General features: G+C 45.1%; 1 protein-coding gene. It reads right to left on the bottom strand.

Annotated features, from left to right (window positions below; all coding sequences use genetic code 11):
• Positions 1–92 precede the first annotated feature (92 nt).
• Entirely contained in the window at positions 93–2066 is a 1974-nt protein-coding gene (gene ltrA / locus LQE94_RS16100; protein ID WP_154314540.1) for a group II intron reverse transcriptase/maturase, read from the bottom strand.
• Positions 2067–2807: the final 741 nt, after the last annotated feature.

Below are 2807 nucleotides of genomic sequence, written 5' to 3'. Positions count from 1 at the left end.
AATAGCGATAGGTAAGCCTTTGAAGTTATCTCCAGCTTTTCCCCCGCTTCACACCGGACATGCGACTTTCACCGCATCCGGCGTTCCATCAATCAAACAGATTTCTTAGTCTCCTTAGTCATACCATTATGAGAATTATTCGTAAGATTTGGCTTCTCCAAATCAATGGGTTTCCTTTTTGCCAATGTTCGCAGTTTGTTCAACTTTGTGAGCTGTGAAGTATCCAATTTAAGAGCGGTGAGATAAGAACGAATCGTGTCCTCATCAACTGCGTGTATCAGTTCATGTACTGGTGCAAGCACCAATACCAGATTTTCATACTTATCGCTGCCTCCAATTCCTTTTGGCTTCTTGTGATGGCAGTGAATTTCTGATATACACTGAAATTTCTTTCCCGTTACCGCACATTTTCCCCATTGAGCGGAGAACAGTGAGATACGGTTATCCGCATACTCTGTACTGCGGCTGTATGTAGGCTCTCTCATTAGCTGTAGCAGTAAGAAAGTGTTTATCCGCAAATCGTCATGGATTTCACTTCTTCCTGCCGCTGTGTAAGCGCACACTTTTCGCCGCTGACTCATTGGATTTTTACATTGAACATAGCTTATTGGATAAATCGGTTCTTTGGATTGTGCTATATATCTTAGTTGCTCCGATTTCCCATATCTTTGGATTTCCATTTTTGTCAGGTCACGGCCTTCCTTTTTCAGCCGGTGTGTCTTTCCAGATTTCAGCCTGTTTTTGAGAACTGTATTAACAGTTCTGCCAATATCACCGCAGTCTATGCTGATGTCAGTGGCTAACTGGTAGTAATTCTGGATTCCCATAACCATGGAGTTGAACAGCCGTACTTCCCCGGCTTCTCCACGTCCTTTTCTGGGAAATTTGATATTTCCGACTTGTTTAGTCAGGCTGGCTTTAACCTTTTTGTATGCTTTATCGCACATGTGCGATTGAACGACGTACTTTTTCCCCTTTTTGCGTAGTCGGATTTTGAATCCGAGAAATTCAGAATAGCTCCGTCTGACGTCAACAACTCTCGTTTTCTCCGGTGAAACATCAAGGCGCAGGCGTTCTTTCAGCCATTGCGTGACCGCAATCAGCGTCCGGTCTGCCTGTTCCCTTGTTCTACAGAGAATCCGAAAATCGTCTGCATATCTCACGATATACATTTCTTTCAGCCGTGTATTCCGCATTGCCCGGTACGCATGGCTTTGTATCGGACAGCCTGCCGCATTTTCTCTGTAAGCGTAGTTTTCCGTTACCGGGTTGCACTGCCATTGGCTTTCTATCCAATGGTCAAGTTCATTCAGCACCACATTTGCCAATAGTGGGGAAATAATTCCGCCTTGCGGCGTTCCCTTTGTTGGGTGTTCTGTGTGGCCGTCCGGCATGAGGATTGGCGCTTTGAGAATCCTACGGATTACATAGAGCAGTTCTTTATCCCGGATATTCAGTGACCATAACTGTTTTATCAGTTTTGAATGGTCTACATTGTCAAAGAAACCTTTTATGTCAAACTCTACTACATAGTGAAGTCCTGACTTTTGCATAAGCCTGTAGGTTGCCGCTATCGCATTTTCAACCGACCGATTTGGACGGAATCCATAGCTATTGTTGCTGAACCTGGCTTCGCAGATAGGTTCCATGACCTGCTTGATACATTGCTGTACCAATCTATCCCAGATACAAGGGATTCCCAGTGGCCTGGTATTCCCGTTTGGTTTTGGGATGTCTTTGCGTCTTACGCTTCTTGGGGTGTAGCCGTTTTTAGCTCCCTTGACGATTTTGCGTACCCTTGCTGTGACTTCATCAGCGGTAAGTTTACCAATATCAGAAATCTTCAGCTTGTCTGTTCCCGGCGTGATACTCCCGGTATTGGATTTGATGTTCCGATAGGCCAGCAGGATATTTTCTCTTGAAAGTATCACATCCATCAGGTTCTCGAAGATTTCTCCGGCTTGACTTCTGGCATACAGTTCATCAAAGGTATTCTGCATATCGTAGTATTCAGCATGGCGGAGATACTCCACGCATTTGGTTTTTGGTTTCTTCTCATTTGGCATCAGGCATCACTCTCCTTTACGGCGAGTGACTTCTTTTTGTCATACTCGCAATCCTAATTGCGACTAAGTGCTAAGTTGCCTGTTTGACTGACTTGAGGCCATTCCTCCGTTTTCCTCTTTTTCGCAGAAAACATCATCGGTTCGACCTCTGCTTTTCAGCAGTAGTGCAGCAGCTTATATGATTCGTCTGCTTACTTCCTAATGGTAGAAGCCTACTGCCTTTCCTCGTTCCAACAATCCTATCTTTACATATACCTTTAGGTCTCCGCTTTAAGCCTGTCAGCTTGAACACGCCTGTAACGTGCTATGGTGTTTCATAACATCAATTTTTACTCCACCACACTGATTAGCGATGAACGCTACCAGCACATTTCTATGCCGTCATGGTATAGACCCTTACATTCGCGGTTTTCGTCAGTCATATTTCAAACATTCTGACCTTGGGTATTTTGTAGACCTCCGGCCTATAGGTAGCACCGTCCACCTCTGGACAGCTTTCGTGGGGCTGGTAATTATCCAGCAATCCATACGGCTACTCTCAGCCGACTTCACCGAGCTTCTGACAGGTCAGTTTTCACTTACACCCGCCAGTCGGAGTATTAAGGGGGCGTTTCAGGGCGTTACCCCATCATTCCACCTCTTGGATTGTTAGTTCTCCTAACATCTGAAATTTTCGTTCTTTTGTTAGTGCCTGATTTTGTCCTTCAACCACGAAGGCTTTGTTCAGGAACGAGTCGCACT

Origin of the sequence: Mediterraneibacter sp. NSJ-151 (assembly GCF_022487435.1) — a bacterium.
In the GTDB taxonomy this organism is placed as follows: Bacteria; Bacillota; Clostridia; order Lachnospirales; family Lachnospiraceae; genus Schaedlerella; species Schaedlerella hominis.
This window is presented reverse-complemented; position numbering and strand designations above follow the sequence as displayed.

Coding starts and splice junctions, on each gene's coding strand:
- ltrA (WP_154314540.1), bottom strand. CDS start 2,066: ATGCCAAATGAGAAGAAACCAAAAACCAAATGCGTGGAGTATCTCCGC.